The organism is Marisediminitalea lipolytica (genome assembly GCF_001758465.1).
GTDB lineage: Bacteria > Pseudomonadota > Gammaproteobacteria > Enterobacterales > Alteromonadaceae > Alteromonas > Alteromonas lipolytica.
This window is the reverse complement of the sequence record NZ_MJIC01000010.1, coordinates 695,861-712,386: the sequence shown is the minus strand read 5'-3', so window position 1 is coordinate 712,386 and position 16,526 is coordinate 695,861. Positions and strand designations below refer to the sequence as shown.

15 protein-coding genes are annotated in these 16,526 nt (G+C 48.9%); 5 read left to right on the top strand and 10 right to left on the bottom strand.

Annotated elements, in window-relative coordinates; genetic code table 11:
- Window positions 1–76: 76 nt before the first annotated feature.
- Both BFC17_RS08630 and BFC17_RS08625 read right to left on the bottom strand, forming a co-directional pair.
- Entirely contained in the window at window positions 77–538 is a 462-nt protein-coding gene (locus tag BFC17_RS08630; protein WP_070176031.1) for an Mpo1 family 2-hydroxy fatty acid dioxygenase, read from the bottom strand.
- Window positions 539–631: 93 nt separating this feature from the next.
- A complete protein-coding gene (locus BFC17_RS08625; protein ID WP_175439551.1) occupies window positions 632–1,291 on the bottom strand; it encodes a flagellar brake domain-containing protein in 660 nt (219 codons plus the stop codon).
- A 125-nt stretch (window positions 1,292–1,416) separates the two neighbouring features.
- On the opposite strand from BFC17_RS08625, the gene BFC17_RS08620 reads away from it, so the two are divergent.
- Window positions 1,417–3,198: a M61 family metallopeptidase gene (locus tag BFC17_RS08620; RefSeq protein WP_070176029.1), complete on the top strand. Its 1,782-nt coding sequence runs from the start codon at window positions 1,417–1,419 to the stop codon at window positions 3,196–3,198.
- 27 nt (window positions 3,199–3,225) lie between these two features.
- Here the strand turns inward: BFC17_RS08620 and BFC17_RS08615 are convergent, their stop codons facing one another.
- From BFC17_RS08615 to yejK, 3 genes are all read right to left on the bottom strand, one after another.
- Window positions 3,226–4,029: a M23 family metallopeptidase gene (locus tag BFC17_RS08615; RefSeq protein ID WP_175439550.1), complete on the bottom strand. Its 804-nt coding sequence runs from the start codon at window positions 4,027–4,029 to the stop codon at window positions 3,226–3,228.
- The gene (locus tag BFC17_RS08610) at window positions 4,022–4,897 is read right to left on the bottom strand and encodes a 6-carboxytetrahydropterin synthase (RefSeq protein ID WP_070176027.1); all 876 of its coding nucleotides are present in this window, start codon (window positions 4,895–4,897) and stop codon (window positions 4,022–4,024) included. Before BFC17_RS08610 ends, BFC17_RS08615 begins: the two co-directional genes overlap by 8 nt.
- A gap of 105 nt (window positions 4,898–5,002) precedes the next feature.
- On the bottom strand, window positions 5,003–6,043 hold the full coding sequence (gene yejK, locus BFC17_RS08605; RefSeq protein ID WP_070176026.1) for a nucleoid-associated protein YejK: 1,041 nt from the start codon (window positions 6,041–6,043) through the stop codon (window positions 5,003–5,005).
- A gap of 137 nt (window positions 6,044–6,180) precedes the next feature.
- Here yejK and BFC17_RS08600 point away from each other — a divergent pair, with 137 nt between their 5' ends.
- Together BFC17_RS08600 and BFC17_RS08595 are read left to right on the top strand one after the other, a co-directional pair.
- Window positions 6,181–6,402, top strand: a complete 222-nt coding sequence (locus tag BFC17_RS08600; RefSeq protein WP_070176025.1) for a YejL family protein — start codon at window positions 6,181–6,183, stop codon at window positions 6,400–6,402.
- 5 nt (window positions 6,403–6,407) lie between these two features.
- Window positions 6,408–7,922: a DUF3413 domain-containing protein gene (locus tag BFC17_RS08595; protein WP_070176024.1), complete on the top strand. Its 1,515-nt coding sequence runs from the start codon at window positions 6,408–6,410 to the stop codon at window positions 7,920–7,922.
- 53 nt (window positions 7,923–7,975) lie between these two features.
- Here the strand turns inward: BFC17_RS08595 and mmsB are convergent, their stop codons facing one another.
- Genes mmsB through BFC17_RS08575 form a run of 4 tightly spaced genes read right to left on the bottom strand, consistent with a single transcriptional unit; the run spans window position 7,976 to window position 12,650 of the window.
- A complete protein-coding gene (gene mmsB, locus BFC17_RS08590; RefSeq protein WP_070176023.1) occupies window positions 7,976–8,869 on the bottom strand; it encodes a 3-hydroxyisobutyrate dehydrogenase in 894 nt (297 codons plus the stop codon).
- The gene (locus tag BFC17_RS08585) at window positions 8,869–9,987 is read right to left on the bottom strand and encodes an enoyl-CoA hydratase/isomerase family protein (protein ID WP_070176022.1); all 1,119 of its coding nucleotides are present in this window, start codon (window positions 9,985–9,987) and stop codon (window positions 8,869–8,871) included. The genes mmsB and BFC17_RS08585 overlap by 1 nt, the downstream gene beginning before the upstream one ends.
- 9 nt (window positions 9,988–9,996) lie before the next feature.
- Entirely contained in the window at window positions 9,997–11,151 is a 1,155-nt protein-coding gene (locus BFC17_RS08580) for an acyl-CoA dehydrogenase family protein (protein ID WP_070176021.1), read from the bottom strand.
- 8 nt (window positions 11,152–11,159) lie between these two features.
- On the bottom strand, window positions 11,160–12,650 hold the full coding sequence (locus BFC17_RS08575; RefSeq protein ID WP_070176020.1) for a CoA-acylating methylmalonate-semialdehyde dehydrogenase: 1,491 nt from the start codon (window positions 12,648–12,650) through the stop codon (window positions 11,160–11,162).
- Window positions 12,651–12,861: 211 nt separating this feature from the next.
- On the opposite strand from BFC17_RS08575, the gene BFC17_RS08570 reads away from it, so the two are divergent.
- Entirely contained in the window at window positions 12,862–14,505 is a 1,644-nt protein-coding gene (locus BFC17_RS08570) for a response regulator (protein ID WP_070176019.1), read from the top strand.
- A gap of 2 nt (window positions 14,506–14,507) precedes the next feature.
- Here the strand turns inward: BFC17_RS08570 and BFC17_RS08565 are convergent, their stop codons facing one another.
- Entirely contained in the window at window positions 14,508–15,389 is an 882-nt protein-coding gene (locus BFC17_RS08565) for an NAD(P)-dependent oxidoreductase (protein ID WP_070176018.1), read from the bottom strand.
- A 122-nt stretch (window positions 15,390–15,511) separates the two neighbouring features.
- On the opposite strand from BFC17_RS08565, the gene BFC17_RS08560 reads away from it, so the two are divergent.
- Window positions 15,512–16,519: a 2-hydroxyacid dehydrogenase gene (locus tag BFC17_RS08560; protein ID WP_070176017.1), complete on the top strand. Its 1,008-nt coding sequence runs from the start codon at window positions 15,512–15,514 to the stop codon at window positions 16,517–16,519.
- The last annotated feature ends 7 nt before the right edge of the window (window positions 16,520–16,526 follow it).

Sequence of the window (16,526 nt, the reverse complement as noted above, 5' to 3'; positions counted from 1 at the left end):
CACTTGTGTGGCTGGTAAGAGGTTGTTGTGGTTTATGACGTCTATATTTTAAACAATTGCCATACACCCGCCCGCTTTAATAATTGATGTTAAATCGCTTAAGCCAGCCGCCCCACACCCAGGCCGGACCAATCAGCAAAAACCGTAAATCAGTAAAAAACGAGGGGCGTTTACCCTCGATAGCGTGGCCGACAAATTGCAGGATCCACATGATGATAAATACACCGACACTTACCTGCCAGACCGCCACCGTCGAAGCCGCTATTTGTTCCAGTAACAGAAAGCAGGCTATGGTCAGTAAGGTCATGGCTGCACCAATAGGACCAGACAGTAGAAAATAATAATACAATACCGGTACAGCGATAATGTGAGCAAAATTGATATCGTACTGAGCAACAAAGTCAGGCACCGGGATTGACCAGATGAGTCCGATGACCGAGAAATAAATGGCAGGTACAGCAAGCGAATGAATAAGTTTGTTGGTCGGATTCATATGGCTTTCTGAATATTCGTTAAATAATCTTTCTATATCGCGCATTATCTTCACCATTGTCTGACGTAATAGCGTAAGGAATTTGAAGGCCCGACTGCCCCTCAGTTGGCAGCTGGTACAACCAGCCACTGCACTATCCTATAGGTCAATGATGAAACGATCCAACAATTTTTTAACAACTTCTTCGTTAGCCGTAAACTGAACGCCGTAAAACGCCTTATCCTCAGTGGAGCGGCTATTCTTGATAATCCCTTTTATATTCTGATCGGTTTCGCTGGCCAGACTTAAATGAATGGTTTTACCATTATCCAGTAGCGGAAAATCATCTCTGGATTCCAACACACAACGACAGCCTTGCAATGACACATCCACAATCATACATCCACTGCTGAGGGTATCTTTTTCGCCCACCGTATTGATTTGCGCCTGAATACCCGGTGTCCAGCGCTTGTGCTTACGTAACGCCAGGGTTTGCAACATCGTCGGCAACTGGACAAAAAGAATGGCAACAGGGTGTTTGATGACCTTGATGACTTTGGAACGAAAGGCAATCACCTTGCCTTCGCCGCCCTCAAGCACATAGCGGATCACGACTTCGTTGTCTGGCACCAACACATCGCCGAGATAGCCCCAGCGAGATTCAGCAGGCACCTGAAAAAGCAAGCAATGAGGAAAGTCACCGCCAATATAGCCCGTTTTTACACGTTTAGGCGCAGTGGGTGTGGAGATCTGTAAATCCACCACGCTGCCAGGCATAAGAGACTGTAAACTATGGATATCGGCGCTGTTTAGAGACATGTTTTTTGCTACGGCCATCATTTAAAACTGAATCGCAATCACTATAGCTATATAATCATATTTTAAATATTTCACAACTTATTCATGTGCATTCACATAACGACATGAAGTCAGAGGTACTTGGAATGGCGCAACAATCACCCGCCCTGCAATACAGTTTATCCATTGATTCAGTCAGTCAGCATTTGTTTGCTGTGAACGTGTCAATACCTGCGCATAACGAGCAGCAGCTCACTGTAAGTTTGCCAACCTGGATCCCGGGTAGCTACATGGTCAGGGATTTTTCCCGCAACATGGTAAATTTTTCAGCTAAGGATAAAACCGGAGCCCCGATAAAAGTAACCTTACTCGATAAGCAGCAATGGCAACTTGATACTCAGGGACAAGCAGTAGAAATTCACTATCAGGTGTATGCCTTCGACCTGTCTGTGCGAAGCGCCTACATCAATGATGAATATGCGTTTTGTAACGGGACCAGTGTGTTTGTCAGCGTATCAGGATTTGAATCCTTACCCTGTGAAGTCTTTATTGATGTGCCTGCAGACCGGCACGGCTGGCAAATAAAGACGACACTGCCCCATGTAGCAGACAATCAGTTTAGCAGCCAAGATTATGCCGAGTTAATTGACCACCCCATCTTTATGGGGGTGTGTACCAGCGCCGATTTCGATGTTGACGGTGTAACTTTCACTCTGATGTTCAGTGGTAAAACGCAGTACGATATGCCACGCCTTTGCAGCGATCTGGAAAAAGTCTGTGCCCATCACCTTAATCTGTTTGGTAAACCCTATCCGGTTAAGCATTATCTGTTTATGACCTTGATTGCCGATCAAGGCTATGGTGGTCTTGAGCATCGCAGCTCCACCGCCCTGCTGTTTCCGCGCTTTGAATTACCTCTACAGGGCGAGCCAGACGAACTCAACGACAGCTATGTTAATTTTATCAGCCTGTGCAGCCATGAATTATTTCACACCTGGCATGTTAAGCGTATCAAGCCCGATGTCATGGTTAAGCCGGATTTAAGCCAGGAAACCTATACCGACCAGCTGTGGATTTATGAAGGATTTACCAGCTTTTATGATGACGTCACCCTCGCCCGCGTCGGCGTTATCCCACCAGAGCGATACTTTAAAATCGTCGCGCAGAATCTGACCCGTCTTTATCGCAATGCCGGTCGTTTTAAACAAAGTATTGCCGAGTCGAGCTTTTATGCCTGGAATAAGTTTTACAAGCAGGATGCGGGCTCAGTCAATAACATTGTGAGTTACTACAATAAAGGCGGCATTGTGGCGCTGGGGCTGGATCTACTGTTACGACAACGCAGCGGGAACACCTGTAACCTTGATGATTTAATGCGTTTACTGTGGGCAGAATTTGGCGATGAGAGTGGCACACCTGCCGACGTTATAGACCGGTTATGTCGCGAAAACCTTAAGGTAGATGTCAGTGATTATCTGGCCAGCGTGGTGTACGGCACCGAAGACGTTAATCTGACTACGTTGCTTGAATCCATTGGTGTAAGCCATAGCTTGCAAGCGCCGTTGTCGCTGCAGGATAAAGGCGGCGAATCCTTACCCTCCGGTAAGGTTGCTCCACGCTTTGATTTTGGCGCAGTCAGTAAAGACCTGGATACCGGGTTGCTTATTCAGTCTGTTCAGGAAGGTTCTGCCGCCGCACAAGCGGGCCTGCAAATTGACGATAAACTGATTGCAGCAGATGGATACGTGGTTAACACAAAATTGCTACAGCGCATGCTTAGTGTAGAGCGCAGTGGGACCATGTTATTAACGGTTATCCGTGATGGACGAATCATGGAACTGGCCATGCCATTGGTGGCAGCGCCACCACAAAGCTGTGTGCTGCAAATTACTGACAACAACAAAGCAGCGACGTGGCTTGGCTGTTAAGCCATTAAGCCGCGCTTAGTCTGATATCTACCGGGCCGGTACTAACAGTGCCGGATCCAGGCGTTCACTAAACCAGTTAATCCGCCAGTCCAGATGGGGCCCGGTCGCTCTGCCGGTAGCACCGATTTCCCCTATTTTCTGCCCCTGAGTAACTTTGTCGCCGGTTTTAACCGTGAGTTTGCTCAGGTGCAAAAAAGTAGAATTTACCCCAAGGCCATGGTCGATAATAATCGTACCGCCAGAGTAATACAGGTCCGGCTCTGCCAGGGTGACTATGCCGCCTACCGGGGCAACTACCGTTGTTCCTTTAGGGGCACCAACATCTACGCCATAATGCGGGCGCTTTGGCACACCGTTAAATATACGCTGACTGCCGTAAACTCCGGTGATCGGCCCTTCTGCCGGCCACCTGAATTCATTGGCAAAGTAGCTGAGTTCGCTGCTGGTTTTACGGGCTTTCGCTACCCGCCAGTTGTCATCTTTAATTCTTGCCAGCACACTTTCGGGCGGTGTGACCATAGCCTGAGGCACGCCTTCGATTCGCTGCGTCGGGTATTCACGGGCACTGAGTGTGATTGTTTTGGTTTGTGCAGGTTCGCCCGGTAACTGCCAGCGCAGAACATGGGTAAGTTCGGCATCGCGGCCAAAACCGATAACAAATTTACCGTCAGCCAGCACCTTTACCGGTTTGTCATCGAGCCACACCGAGGCGCCGGCGGGTACTTCACTACGCAATAAACTGCCCTGTGTCAGTTCGCCTTGCAGTTCCAGTGCCTGAGCCGTGGTAGTAAGGCAGAAAACAGCAAGCAACCAGCGGGAAAACTTAATCACCAACCATGGCCCCTTTACCCACGCCTTCGTAGGCCATCACACAGCAGGATTGCGCCGGTATTCGGCGTTTTTGCTCGTTATAGATATGCTGCGCTAAACACTCTACGGTGGAGTCAGTGTCAATAATTTCACAGATGCTGGCTGGCAACACTATCTCAAAATAGCCCTGCGCCGCTTCATAGGCAAAGCACACATGGTCTGCATAACTGACCAGTTTATGCTGACACTGTAATGCGTCAGGTTCAATTTGGTCTTCCCTGGAGGCAATATAAATATCTTCCCAGCGGTTTGCCCAATAAGCCTCGCTATCCAGATCGGTCTTGCCATCGGTAATAATATCTACCCGCGAGCGATGACCATGGGCAATTCGCTGACAGTTGCCATCGTGCTTCTTTAAACCGTGGGTGTAGTGGTAAAACGGTGTAGTGATTACCTCGGTGCGCAGTTTAATGGTGAGGTTATCCACGTTATCCGGTAAATGGGTGGCAATGACCTCGCGCAAATATTCACTCACCGATTCCATGGTAATGGTAGGCGCGTAAATAAAGGCGTAGGCTTCCGCCGGACAATACATCTGTATGGCCTTGTCAGCGCCTAAATCAAAACGCACTTCCACCTGCTCGGTGTTTTCATCGTGGCGGATAAACGCGCTTTCGCATTCTGCCGGTACCAGCAGTTTATGGTCGATATAACCGTCTATCAGGCGTTTAAGGTTTTTCTTTACTACGCCAAAGTCCTGGATCATGCTTTCTTCATTTAAGGTGCCGTCGAGCAGCACATCCACAATCCAGCTCTCGCCTACCATGCCACGCTGCGGGCACAGGTAGGAGAAATCCATGACGGTCAGGTCGTTTACAAATAATTGCATTGTTTCTCGTTTTATCTTTTATTCTGGCAGCACATTAACGGCTGTGCTGCTTACTTTCTGTCAGTATAACAGTCTGCTTAAGCTTACTGTAGCGCTTAAGTTGGCTTAGCCATTTCGTTTAAGCTGGTCTTTTAAATTAGGCGGAATGCCTTTAATCGTCAGCGTATCGGAATCCGGGTGATAAATAATGCGATCACCGAGTAATTTACGATCAAAACTTAACGAAACGCCACCACCCTGACCGCTGAATTTGGCCAGTTGTCGAATAGCTGCCGGATCTGGCTGCACTTCCGGCTCAATTGGCGTTTCCAGCCCCTGGGTAAACTGCATAAAGTCCCGTTGACTGTCTTCGTCACGGGGGAGCTTTTCCGCCAATTCACTGATTTTAATACTGTCACCACTTTCGATTTGTTGTTTAAAGTAGTTAGACACTTCGTCGCGGTGAGCCGTTTTCTCTTCTGCATCAAGTCCTTCGCTGGCCAGATAGGTTTCAACAGAACTGATTAATTGTTTATTCTGTTGCTTCACGTCGACTTTTTCTTCGCAGCTGACAAACTGCATAAAAAAGTCAGACACTTTGCGGCCCATGCGACCTTTGATAAAGCTGATGTAGCGTTCCTGCTCGGGCTGAATACGGTATTGGGTGAGGTCGACCCGCACTGCCAGCTGCATTTTGGCTAAATCCAGATGCTCGCGGCTACTTAATTCCAGCTGTTGATTAATTTCAACGTGCGCCTTGGTGTTTAACAAGGTAACCAACAAATACTGGGTAGCCAGATATTCATAATGCACAAACAAAACAAAGCCGGTTTCTACCTGCCCGGTATCCACCAGCGACTTTAACAACAGATCGCCCGCGCTTTTGGTAAACGGCAGAAATACCGTATCACTGTCTGACGGCGACGCTTCGTGATGGGCAATATAACCATTTAAGGACTGAGCAAAGCTACCATCTTCTTGTTCTGCTTCGATAAAGTGACCAACGCCCTTACCCGGTTTACTCACAAAGGTGTGATGTAATTGCTGGCCTAGTTGTTCCAGCGCCGGGGTAACGGGCAGACAGCCTTCCCGTGGGATCAGTTGCATTTTACCTTCGTTATTAACGATAAGCTGATGCACAACAAAATGATGAATCAATATACTCATGAATTACCAGTGTCCAATTTGTTGATGAATGATGCAGTTTTTTGAATGAATGATTGTTATCAGATGCACAACGATTATAATCGCTCTATTGCCAAAAACTTTGCTTTTTCAAGCGATTTAACGATAAGAGGCGTAAAATGCCCCAACAAAGCCGATACAGTGATGCTGAATTCGAACGTCTGATGAACGACGTTATTATGGTACTCGAAAAACACGGTGCAAGTCGTGATCTTTCTTTAATGGTATTGGGAAATGTGATTTCCCATATTTTTGAACATCAGGTACCGCCGGCAAATCGCCAGGCGATGGCTGAGCAATTTGCCAGTGTACTGGTTAAAAGTGTGAAAGGAACGGCCTGACACTCATGATTTTAGCTGAATCACCCAGGCGTCAACGGGTTACCAAACTGGTTAACTGGGGGCATTGGTTTGCCCTGGCCAACATTGTTATTGCCATTATTATCGCTTCGGTGTTTGTGATCTCGTCACCCGCACCGGGGACCGCTTTGGGTACGTTTTACCTGTTCGCCAACTGGTTTGGTCATATTAGTTTTCTGACCTTTTTCGGCTTTGTAATATTTATCCTGCCACTGTGTTATCTGGATGTGTCGCAACGGGTAATTAAAACCATAGCCTCTGTAGTATCAGCCTTAGGGCTGGCGTTAATGGCCTTTGACGCGCTGCTGTATAACCGCACCGGTTTCCACTTAAGTCATAACTCCGCATTTTTAATAAAAAATGAAGCTGAGTCACCGCTATTTCAGTTTGGCTGGCAACAGGCGCTTTATCTGCTGTTATTGTTTGTTGTGTGGTTTGGTTTTCAGTTAATTCTGGCTAACGCGGTCTGGAAACGCATTGACCGTCTGATCAATTATCGTATTGGACGCCGTGTTGTGAGCTTTTTTGTGGTGTGCTTTGTAGCTGGCCACGCCATCCATGTATGGGCCGACGCCCAGCTTTATCAGCCGATCATCAAGCAGGATAATATGTTCCCGCTGTCCTACCCGGCCACCGCTAAAACCACTATGTCGCGATACGGTTTACTGGATATAGAACGCTACGAGCAGCGTAAACAATTGCAGTTTGACCCCGACATTCACCAGGTTAACTACCCGTCTGATCCGGTTTACTGTGCACTGGAGTCAGATAAACAGGCAATGCTGCTTATTCAAACTGACAATAGTGATATCAGTGAGTTGATGAAAGAAGCCGACCTGCGCCATATTGATAATTACTTTACTACCTCTACCTCACTGGATGGTCTGCTGACAAGTACACTCTATGCCGTACCAGAGCTGTATCAACAAAGCCTGAAGAGCAAGCAACCGGTGCTGTCGGGTCTCAGTGAAGCTTACGGTCTGAGCACCGAGATTTATGCCGGCGCTAACAATCAGCTGCAACGTCAGTTTACTCATGTTCAGCTAAGTGAACGTATTACTGGTTCGGCTAACATTACGATAGCCTTCGCCAACGGCGCCACCATCAGCCAGTTAATGCAGCGCAGTGATTTAACTAACACGCTGGTTATGGTTGCCAGCGGATATCAGCAGCCCAAAGGCATTTTATACACCAACCTGCCGGTAACGAGTGAACTGGCCAGTACGGAAGATTTAGTGCCGACACTGCTTAGTGCTTTAGGATGCAGTGCGCCGGTCCAGTACTACTCAACGGGTCAGAACCTGCTGGCACCGAAACGTGACTGGCTGGTGAGTACCTCGGGTGAAAAAATTGTGGTGATTTACGCCGATCAGCGAATCGACGTGTTAAGTAATGGTAGTTACGATATTACCCATATCAGTAACGAGATGCGCAGCGACGATGCGCTCAATGTGGACTTGCTTAGCCGGGCCATAAAGCACCTCACCCGTTTTTCTCAGTAATAAAAAAGGCAGCTCAGGCTGCCTTTTTCGTATCAAAGCCTTTTATCATTAAATCAGTGTTTCGCAAACAAGGTAAAAATACTCGAAAAATCTTTTTCGCCATTGCCGCTTTGCTGAGCCTGATGTAACCGGTACAAAGCCTGTGCTGCAGACGCCATTGGCGTAGCAGCACCAACTTTCGCCGCGGTATCCATAGCAAGGGTCAGATCCTTATTCATCAGCTTAACCATAAAGCCACCATTATAGTCATTGCTGGAGGGCACATTATCCATGACGCCCGGGCACGGATTGTACTTTTGCAGACTCCAGTTGCAGCCTGAACTTTGTAGCATAATGTCCGACATGACTTTTGGATCAAGCCCATTAGCGATGGCCAGTTGCAAAGCCTCTGAGGTGCCAGCCATCAGCACAGACAACAGCATGTTGTTGCAGACCTTGGCAATCTGCCCTGCGCCAAGTGCGCCAGCATGAAAGAGATTTGCGCCCATCAGCGCCAAAATCGGTCTGGCTCGCTCAACGTCTGCGGTATCGCCGCCCATAATAAACGTCAGGGTGCCCGCCGCCGCGCCACCGACACCACCAGAAACCGGCGCATCGATAAATGCCAGTCCCATCTTCCGAGCTTGCTGGCCCACTTCAATAGCACTACCTGAGTCAATCGTACTGCAATCGATTAACAGGCAGTGTGCGGGCACGTTGGTCAGTAATCCCTCATCCCCCAAATACAGCGATTTAACGTGATTAGCCGTGGGCAACATGGTAATCACCACATCGGCAGTTGCTACCGCCTGCTGCGGCGAATTTGCGCGTGTAGCTCCCGCTTTAACCAGCGCATCTACGGCGGCTGGAACCAGGTCAAACACGATGACTTGTTGCTGATGCTTTAACAGGTTACGGGCCATTGGTGCGCCCATATTACCCAGTCCGATAAAGGCGATCTGTGTCATTATTCTTCTCCGGTTAGTGTTAACGGATGTGTTTCCCACGGGCTGGCAAAATGCCGCTTCACTACCGCCTCGGGTACTTCTTCAACGCGGCTGAATTGCCAGTGCGGCGTTTTATCCTTATCAATAAGTAACGCCCTGACGCCTTCAGCAAATTCGCCGGATTCAGCACACCGACAGGACATGATCAATTCCATTTTAAAACACTCTGCCAGCGACAAATGCCGGCCACGCTGTATTTGTTCCCACACCAGATGCATGGTAATTGGTGAGCCCTGACGCAATGAGTGCTGCACTTTTGCCAGCCACTCATCGTCAGCACTTGGCATGGACAAAATAGCCTTTACCGCCTCTGGCGCACTGTTACAAGGCCCCAGGCTTTCATCTATGGTTGACTGATGAGCCGCTAATACCATCGGAGGGAGCTCATCTTCGGCGACGCTCATTGCCTGGCAAAGCTCACTAAGCTGACTGGCAATATCGCTATCTCGCCAGGACCTTGCCCCAAGGGCTTTAATCAGGTTGGGCAAAGCGCCCGAAGCAGCAACATAATCACCCAGTCCCACAAACAAGCCATCGCTTGCATTCACAGATGCACCGGTTAAGCCCAGAAATAGTCCGGTATGCCCGGGGGCGCGTGGCAGAAAATAACTGGCCCCGACATCGGGATACAAACCAATGGTAATTTCTGGCATGGCAAGGCGGGTCGCCGGAGTAAAAATGCGATGGCTGGCACCGGCTAACAAGCCAATACCACCGCCCATAACAATACCCTCACCCCAGGCAATGACAGGTTTAGGATAGCTATGAATAGTGTAATCGAGGCGATATTCCCGGGTAAAAAATTCGCTGATGAAATCCGGGATTTCCTGTTTGTTTGTTTGCATCGACTGATACATCGAAACAATATCTCCGCCGGCACAAAACGCTTTCTCTCCTGTCCCACTGATAAGGACCAGTAACACAGATTCGTCATTACGCCAGCTATCGAGTTGCGCCTGCATAGCCCTGGCCATGTCTAGATCCAGTGCATTCAGTGCTTTTGGTTTATTCAGCTCAACATGGCCAACAAAACGGCCGCATTGTGTCGGGATGAGATTTATCCTGAGTTTTTCAGTCACGGTTCACTCCTAAACAAGTTCACTGCCTTCCTGCAGTGCGCTGCGGCTGATAATGAGCCGCATGATTTCATTAGTCCCCTCAAGAATCTGATGCACCCTGACATCCCGGACATGACGTTCAAGAGGATATTCTTTGATATAGCCGTAACCGCCGTGGATTTGCAGCGCTTCGTTACACACCATAAAACCCACGTCGGTAGCTAATCGCTTGGCCATCGCACAATAGGCGGTAGCCTGCGGATCATTTTGATCCAGCTTAAAGGAGGCCAGCCTGACTAACTGGCGGGCGGCGACTAATTCGGTGGTCATATCTGCCAGTTTAAACTGCAGGGCCTGAAAGGCAGCCAGTGGCTTGCCAAACTGCTGGCGTTCATGCATATAGTTGCGCGCCGTATTCAGGGCTTGCTGTGCAGTGCCAATGGAACAGGTTGCAATATTAATACGACCGCCGTCGAGCCCTTTCATGGCAAAAGTAAAACCCTGGCCTTCTTCGCCGAGCAGGTGATCAGCCGGAACAACCACATTGTCAAAGGAGATCATGCGGGTTGGCTGAGCATTCCAGCCCATCTTTTCTTCGGGTTTACCGTATGTAATGCCCGGCGCATTGGCAGGAACCACAAACGCTGAGATCCCTTTAGCGCCTTCATTCGTGGTACGTGCCATCACGATCAGCACATCCGTACTGCCGGCGCCGGAAATAAACACTTTAGCGCCAGTTAGCGTATATGTTTCGCCTTGTTTTTCTGCCCGGGTCATCAGGCTGGCAGCATCAGAGCCAGCACCAGGTTCGGTCAGGCAGTAAGATGCCAGTTTATTACCACTCACCAGATCAGGCAGCCAGGCGTTTTTTACCGATTCACGACCATAACTTGCCAGCATCCAGGTGGCCATATTATGAATAGTTAACATCGCCGTAGTAGCGGTGCAACCCATTGCAAGCTGCTCAAAAATAATTGAAGAATCTAACCGGCTTAGGCCCAGTCCGCCATCCGCCTGTGGTGTATACAAACCGCAAAAGCCCAGCTCGCCTGCCTGTCTTAACGTATCCACGGGAAATATATGGTTTTTGTCCCACTCTGCTGCAAAGGGGGCCAATGCCTGGCGGGCAAACTGCGATGCCACATCGGCAAATGCCTGCTGATCTTCAGTTAAATTAAAATCCACAACGCCTCCTAACGTAAATTGATGGTCAGGTTTGGACCGGCTGGAATGCTGTCTTCCGGCCATCGCGAGGTAATGGTTTTGGTTTCAGTGTAAAAACGCACCGCTTGCTTACCATAGGCATGCAGATCACCGAAGAACGAATTTTTCCAGCCGGTGAAAGAGAAAAACGGCAAAGGAACCGGAATAGGCACATTTATACCCACCTGCCCCACACTCACTTCAGACTGATATTTACGGGCAGCAGCGCCACTGGCAGTAAAGATTGATGTGCCATTGCCGTACGGATTAGCGTTTACAATAGCGAGAGCTTCATCGAGAGAGTCAACACAAAGACAGCACAGCACCGGCCCAAAAATTTCTTCCTGGTATATACGCATATCTGTGGTGACATCACGAAATACCGTCGGTCCTATCCAGTGTCCTTGTTCATAGCCTGCTACGGTAAAATCGCTGCCATCAACCAGACAAGTCGCCCCCTGCGCTTTGCCGGACTCAATCAGCGCCACAACACGCTCTTTTGCTGACGCACTGATCAGCGGGCCGAATCCTGCCTCTTTATCGTTCCACAGCCCCGGTTTAACCGCAGCGATAGCCTGTGCCAGTTCATCTATCCATTGCTGGGACTCGCCAACAAAAATCGCCACAGAAATGGCCATACAACGCTGGCCAGCCGCTCCAACTGAAGCGCCGACGAGATTGTTGATAACGTGGTTTTTGCTGGCGTCTGGCATGACTACCGTATGATTTTTAGCGCCGGCAAAGCACTGCGCGCGTTTTAAATTGGCGGTAGCCGTACGATAAACATGTTGTCCTACCGGTACTGAGCCGACAAACGAAACTGCCGCCACATCATCATGATGAAGAAGTTGATCTACCCGCTCCCGTCCGCCATGAATGATATTGAGCACACCCGGTGGTGCACCGGCTTCAACAAAGAGTTCGGCCAGTAACATAGGCGTCTGCGGATCCTGTTCTGACGGCTTAAGGACAAAAGTATTGCCGCACGCTATGGCAAGCGGGAACATCCATAGCGGGATCATCGCCGGGAAATTAAACGGTGTGATGCCCACGCACACGCCTAAAGGTTGGATCATACTGTAGGTATCAATACCCTGGGCGACATTTTCCACCGTTTCACCCATCATCATGCCCGGTGCATTCATGGCCTGTTCTACCACTTCAATCCCTCGCCAGGCGTCGCCCATAGCATCATCGAAGACCTTGCCGGTTTCGGCCGCCAGTACGCTGGCAATCCGGGTTTGTTCACGTTTTAGAATTGCCTGGTAGCGCATCATTACCCGGGCACGTTCTGTCACCGGCACCGCTTTCCAGCTCTGAAACGCTTTTTTCGCCGCTGCTACTGCCTGGTCGGCTTCCTCTGCCAGGGCATCGGGGACATAAGCAATAATCTCCGCGCTGGCCGGATTAGTCACTGGTATCCGGTTCAGGCTGGCTGAGTTTTTAAATTCACCATCAATGAAAAGTTTAACGTTGTGCATTACCGTCTGATTCTCTGTCGTTGTTTGATCTAACGCTATAACAGGACTCCCTTTACGTAAACGTAAGGTAAGTAAAAGAATCGAAAGTAAATGTAAATTATTTGTGACAAAATTATCCGATTACATACCTATTTGATAATTTGCCCTTTAAATTTCAGAACCCTGCTAATATGCTAATAGTCAGGGAACAATCAGGTTTAACGGTGCACGAATGGTACAAAAGCTCAGAGTTGCAATTATCGAGGATAATGCAACTGCCAGAACCACCATTCGTAGTCATCTTATAAACATGGGAAATTTAGAGGTCGCCAGCTTCAGTACCGGCGGCGAACTCAAAAATGTGTTGCGCAAGCAGCATTTCGAGCTGCTCATATTTGATTTTCATCTGGGTCAGCGCCGCAACGGCGTGGAGTGGGTACAATCATTAAGACAATCTGACTTTTTACGGCCAAGTACCGGCATTATATTTTTAACCGCCGATCGTATGCCCCAAACTATTGGTCAGATAATCGATATCCACCCTGATCTGCTGCTATTAAAACCCTATACCATTAACTCTCTGCAACGGGGATTAAAGCATTATCTGGAGTACCGGCGCCAGGCAGGACGCGCGCTGACGTATCTTGATGATGGCTTGTGCGACAAAGCGATTGCCTACCTGAAAAATCAACTGAGTCAGCCCCAGTCTTCAAGGGTAAAGTCGGATCTGGAAAAACTACAGGCCCGCCTGTTACTTCAACAACATCAATATGCAGATGCACTGACAATTTACCAGCAGGTGTTACAACAGTCCGATAAAGTATTATGGGCACAATGGGGCAAATTGAAGTGTCAGTTTTTGATGGGCAACTGGCCAGATTGCCAGACGTCTCTGGATACCATGCTCGACACCCTGCTTACCCGGGATAAAGCATTTGAATGGCTGGCGTGTCTGTCATTCGAACAAGCCGCCTATGAAAAAACCGAATATTACCTGGACCATATTCAGGACAGCGATTTAAGTTTACCGGCCACGCGCCTTAAAACCATGACTTATCAGAAGCAAAACCGGGCAATAGAGAGTATTGATTTGCTTCAAAAAAAGCGTGAATACAATCGCTCAACCAAAGAACGGTTTGATGAGTTTACATTTGAACTGGCGGAATTTTATCTGAGCATTGCACAAAACAGTCCGGCCAGTAACCGTACTGAAAGTTTAAGCCAGGCGCGAAAGCTGGCTGGTGTTGCCGCCCGCAGCAATGGCGATTCGCAGATAAGGCAACGCCACGATTATCTGCTGGCCTATAGCTACATACTGGAAGATCAACCCGATAAAGCCGAAAGCCTTACCCAACGGGAACATATGCAGGTATTTAACCGCAGCTCTGCCAACACGCTGATTACCGCAGCGCGGGTGTACAGTGCGCTGGACAATGAAACCCTGGCTGTTCAGCTTATGGATTTCGCCAAACAAAAAAGTGATACCGGCGAAATGCCCACCGAACAACAAACCCTGCAAAGCCGGCTTGTTAGTGCTGAGCAAGAATCAGGACTGGCTGCCAGTCGGGCAGATGTATTTAACGAGAAAGGTCAGAAGCTGTTTATTCAGCAAGCCTATCAGGAAGCACTGGCAGCTTTTTACTATGCGTTACAACTGCAGCCGGAGGTGCCGGCCATAGCGCTGAACATGTTACAAACGCTGTTGGTAGAAAAACAAACCAGCTATCGCAACCTGCTATTGCGGGATTTAGTGCTGCAAATTAATCAGAGTGAGCTAACGGAAAGTAACCAACAGCGCTTTGCCCGCCTGAAAAGGCAGTACGCTCAGATTAACGAGGTGCTGCACGCGGCCAGCCACAGCACCCATCCGCGTTAATCTTATTTCTGGTGTAGCCGGGTTAATAAACTGGACGTATCCCAGCGTCCGCCACCAAGCTTCTGTACATCGGCGTAATACTGATCAACCAGTGCTGTTAACGCTAAGGTAGAACCATTACGGCGCGCTTCGTTCAGCGCAATCGATAAGTCTTTACGCATCCAGTCCACAGCAAAACCAAATTCGTATTTGCCGTCAATCATAGTGGCAGCCCGGTTTTCCATTTGCCACGATTGGGCCGCGCCCTTACTGATAACATCAATCACAGCAGCACAGTCCAAGCCCGCCTGCTGGCCAAAATGTAGTGCTTCTGACAGACCCTGAACAATCCCGGCAATGCAGATCTGATTCATCATTTTAGCTAACTGACCACTGCCATGCTTGCCAAGTAACTGACTATGGCGGGCATAGGCATCCATTACCGGTTGTGCCTGGGCGTAGTCGGTTTCCTCACCACCCACCATAATGGTTAACTGACCAGTTTCGGCGCCGGCCTGTCCACCGGATACCGGTGCATCCAGAAAGCCAATATCCTGTTTACTACAGGCCTCTGCAAGTTCCCTGGCCAGTTCTGCCGAAGCCGTAGTATGGTCAATCACCAGTGCACCCGCAGCAAGTCCGGCCAGTATACCGGTTTCGCCATAAACAACCTGACGCACATCATCATCGTTGCCCACACAAACAAACACCATATCGGCCCCGCTGGCGGCCTCAGCCGGTGTTGCAGCCATACGGCCCTGATACTGAGCCTGCCAATCAGACGCTTTGGCACTGGTGCGATTGTAGACACACACATCGTAGCCGTTGGTTTGCAGATGACCGGCCATAGGAAACCCCATGACACCCAAACCGATAAAGCTGACTTTCATTGTTTTATTCTCCATTGCGATGACTGCTTTTAGCCGTTTATTGTAACATGCCCGCGGCTATCACGAATAACCTAAACTTGACGGTTCTGGACAGGATAATACTATTAGAAATACACAGATTACCGATTGAGAATCCTATGACCCTTCCACGCGTAGCGATGTTCAGCGCACAGCAATATGATATTGAATCATTCAGACAGCACCCGCTTTGTCAGCAAATTGAGCTGACAACGTTTGCAACGCAGCTGGACCATAAAACCGTGTCACTGTGTCAACAAGCCGATGTGGTATGCGCATTTGTAAACGATGAACTGGACAGAGCGATTCTACAGCACCTTAAAATTCAGGGCGTTACACATGTTGCGCTGCGATGCGCGGGTTTTAATAATGTTGATACCGACGCGGCAAACGACTTAGGGCTGGCCGTATCAAGGGTACCGGCGTATTCCCCCGAGGCCGTGGCCGAACACGCGCTGGCGTTAATTATGACCCTCAATCGCAAAACCCATAAAGCCTATAATCGTGTCAGAGAAGGTAATTTTAACCTCAATGGTCTGCTGGGCTTCACCTTACATGGTAAAAAGGTCGGTGTGGTTGGCACCGGTCATATTGGCGCCGCGCTGGTCCGTTTGCTCAGTGGATTTGGTTGTGAAATTTATTGTTACGACCCCTACACTGACGAAAAGCTAACAGAAACAGGGGCTACTTACACCTCACTGAACACCCTGTTATCTGAGTGCCATATTATCAGCCTGCACTGCCCGCTCAATGAACAGAGCTACCATCTTATCAACGAGCAGTCACTGGCGATAATGCGTGATGGCGTGATGCTGATAAACACCTCTCGTGGCGGCCTGATAGATACTCATGCCGTGATCAAAGGGCTAAAAACACATAAGATTGGCTATCTGGGGCTGGATGTTTACGAAATGGAATCAGAGTTATTTTTTCACGATCATTCCAGTGAAATTATTCAGGACGATGTGTTTGAACGCCTGCAAACCTTTCATAATGTGCTGATCACTGGGCATCAGGGCTTTTTTACCGCTGAGGCCCTGACCCAAATTGCCGGTGTGACACTGGATAACATTGTTTCCTGGCATACGGGTAAAGTAAGTAAAGAGCGCTTTGTGGTAAAACCCTGAGTGCGGC

Coding starts and splice junctions, on each gene's coding strand:
- yejK (WP_070176026.1), bottom strand. CDS start 6,043: ATGAGTATATTGATTCATCATTTTGTTGTGCATCAGCTTATCGTTAAT.
- mmsB (WP_070176023.1), bottom strand. CDS start 8,869: ATGACACAGATCGCCTTTATCGGACTGGGTAATATGGGCGCACCAATG.
- BFC17_RS08560 (WP_070176017.1), top strand. CDS start 15,512: ATGACCCTTCCACGCGTAGCGATGTTCAGCGCACAGCAATATGATATT.
- BFC17_RS08565 (WP_070176018.1), bottom strand. CDS start 15,389: ATGGAGAATAAAACAATGAAAGTCAGCTTTATCGGTTTGGGTGTCATG.
- BFC17_RS08620 (WP_070176029.1), top strand. CDS start 1,417: ATGGCGCAACAATCACCCGCCCTGCAATACAGTTTATCCATTGATTCA.
- BFC17_RS08575 (WP_070176020.1), bottom strand. CDS start 12,650: ATGCACAACGTTAAACTTTTCATTGATGGTGAATTTAAAAACTCAGCC.
- BFC17_RS08570 (WP_070176019.1), top strand. CDS start 12,862: ATGGTACAAAAGCTCAGAGTTGCAATTATCGAGGATAATGCAACTGCC.
- BFC17_RS08595 (WP_070176024.1), top strand. CDS start 6,408: ATGATTTTAGCTGAATCACCCAGGCGTCAACGGGTTACCAAACTGGTT.
- BFC17_RS08630 (WP_070176031.1), bottom strand. CDS start 538: ATGCGCGATATAGAAAGATTATTTAACGAATATTCAGAAAGCCATATG.
- BFC17_RS08625 (WP_175439551.1), bottom strand. CDS start 1,291: ATGTCTCTAAACAGCGCCGATATCCATAGTTTACAGTCTCTTATGCCT.
- BFC17_RS08610 (WP_070176027.1), bottom strand. CDS start 4,897: ATGCAATTATTTGTAAACGACCTGACCGTCATGGATTTCTCCTACCTG.
- BFC17_RS08600 (WP_070176025.1), top strand. CDS start 6,181: ATGCCCCAACAAAGCCGATACAGTGATGCTGAATTCGAACGTCTGATG.